This window comes from Curvibacter gracilis ATCC BAA-807, assembly GCF_000518645.1.
GTDB classification, from domain to species: Bacteria; Pseudomonadota; Gammaproteobacteria; order Burkholderiales; family Burkholderiaceae_C; genus Curvibacter; species Curvibacter gracilis.
This window is the reverse complement of record NZ_JADZ01000069.1, coordinates 1-2,611: the sequence shown is the minus strand read 5'-3', so window position 1 is coordinate 2,611 and position 2,611 is coordinate 1. Positions and strand designations below refer to the sequence as shown.

General features: G+C 61.7%; 1 protein-coding gene. It reads left to right on the top strand.

Annotated elements, in window-relative coordinates; genetic code table 11:
* A partial coding sequence (locus L880_RS0125515) for a Tn3 family transposase (RefSeq protein ID WP_043330720.1) occupies positions 1-2,611 on the top strand: 2,611 nt, incomplete at both ends.

Sequence of the window (2,611 nt, the reverse complement as noted above, 5' to 3'; positions counted from 1 at the left end):
AGAGCGCGAGGCAATCAATGCGCGCCGGGGTGACGCCCACAAGCTCGGTCTGGCGCTGCATATCGGGTTTTTGCGCATGAGTGGCCGCCTGCTGTATGCCTTTCGGGTGGTTCCCGTCGCCCTGTGGCGCCACTTGAGCGAGGAACTTGGCATTGCCACCCCTGATGTGGCTTCGCTGCGCACGCTGTACGGGCGGGAGAAGACGCTGTTCGATCACCAGCAAGTAGCGTGCACGGCCCTTGGTTTTCGGTGGATGAGCGAGCACCAACGCCGCTCCCTGGTGCGTGAACTGCGGGACGAAGTGGCCCGTTGCGCCGACCGCGATCAACTGCTCGGGAGGGCCCGCCAATGGCTGTACAAGAATAAGCTGGTGATCGTGCACGAGCGGGCCATCCGGACTTTGATTGCGAGCGCACTCACCCAGCTCGAAGCGGAGACAGGTGCTGCAATCGCCGCCAGCGTCGATCCGGCAACCCTTGATCGGTGGCGAACCTCGGTTGCAGAGCTGCGCCCAGATGGACAAACCCAACAAAGCTGGCTGTGGTCGGCGCCGGCCAAGCACTCAACCCGCCAAATCAGCGAGGTACTTGAACGCATCGATCTGCTGTACGAGCTGGACGTTCATAAACACCTGACCGACATCCCCGATCTCATCTTGCGCCGTTACGCGCGCCGACTAGTCTCTCGGCCGCCGTCTGCCGGCGCCAAGATCAAGGAACCCGCGCGCACCGTGGAGGTCGCCTGCTTTCTGCGGTATTGCCTGTTCACCACCACGGACCAGTTGATTTTGATGGTGCAGCGCCGGATTGCCGATCTGTGGCGCCAGACCGCTGCCGAGGTCCCCGCCACCGTCAACTGGGCGGCGATGTACAAAACGCTACTGGCCGAACTCGTGGCCTTGAGCGCCCAGGGCGCTGTGCCGGACGCCGAGCTGCGCGCACGGCTTGAAGCCTTGGTCATCGAAACCCAGAAACGCAAGCCACCCAGTCGGGCCTCCCTTGTGCGCGAAGGATTGATTGATGTCATTCGCCCCGTACGCTCACTGCTTGTGGCAATTGCAAAGCTTCCATGGCAAGCCACCGGAGAGCATCCCACCATCGACGCCCTGACGAAATTGAGCGCCTATTACGCCAGTAACATCAGAAAGTTGCCGGATGGCGTTGTCGCGCCAGGCCTGGGGAAGGTCTGGCAAGCCGCCATATCCAGCCCAGACCGGGAACGGGCGTTTCGGGCATTGGAGGTTGCCACCTTGTTTGCCCTGCGCCGCGCGGTGCGCAATGGATCGGTCTGGATCGAGCACAGCTTGAGTTTTAGGGGCCGTGCACGCCAGTTCTTCACGGACGAACGTTGGAAGGACGAGTCCAAGAAGCACTATGCCCGTCTGTCGCTGCCCGGCAAGGCGGCCACCTTTCTGAAGCCATTGTTGGCCAAGGTAACTGCAGGTGTCGATGCTGTGGCTGCGGCGGCACGCAGTGGCGTACTGCGCGTCGACGATGAACTCCACCTCTCAGTTTTACCCGCCGAAGACGAAGACCCCGAAGTCACCAAGCTACGGGCGGCTTTGGATCACCGCATCGGCGAAGTGCAATTGCCTGAAGTGATTCTGGCCGTTGACGCCCAGGTGCGCTTCAGCTGGATCATGCTCGGCCGTGAACCACGGTCAACAGCGGAACTGCTGATGGTCTATGCCGGCATCATGGCCCACGGCACCAGTCTGACAGCCATCGAATGCGCGCGCATGATTCCGCAGTTGTCTGCCACCAGCATCCGCCAGGCCATGCGCTGGGCACGGGACGAACGCCGTCTGAGTCAGGCTTGCCAGGCGGTGCTGGAGTTTATGCAACGCCACCCGATCGCCACCACTTGGGGCCGTTCAGACCTGGCGTCTTCTGACATGATGAGCATGGAGACAACCAAGCGGGTATGGCAGGCCCGGCTTGATCCCCGGCGCAACACGCCCTCCATTGGCATCTACTCCCATGTACGCGACCGCTGGGGAATCTTTCACGCACAGCCCTTCGTGCTCAATGAGCGCCAAGCTGGCGTGGCCATTGAAGGCGTCATACGTCAGGAACGCCTTGAAACCAGCCAACTGGCGGTGGACACCCACGGCTACACCGATTTTGCGATGGCACTGGCCCGGTTGTTGGGCTTTGATCTTTGCCCGCGGTTGAAGGAATTGAAACAACGCCACCTGTTCGTGCCTCGCGGCGCCAAGGTGCCAGCCGAAATAGCTGCGGTGTGCGAGGCCAATGTTGACGTTGCCCTGATCGAAAAGCATTGGGACAGCCTGGTGCATCTGGCGGCTTCGGTCATGAGTGGTCACGCCAGTGCGGTGGCAGCACTGGCGCGGTTTGGCTCTGCTGCCCAGGGTGACCCCATCTATGACGCTGGCGTGCAATTGGGACGTTTGCTGCGAACCGCGTTCCTTGCCGACTACTTTGTTAAGGACGCTTTCAGGAATGAATTGCGCCGGGTGCTCAACCGGGGGGAGGCGGTCAACGCCCTCAAGCGCGCCATTTACACCGGCCGGATCAGCCCGGCACAGGCCAAACGTGTGGACGAAATGCAGGCTGTGGCCGACGCGTTGAGTCTGCTGGCCAACATCGTC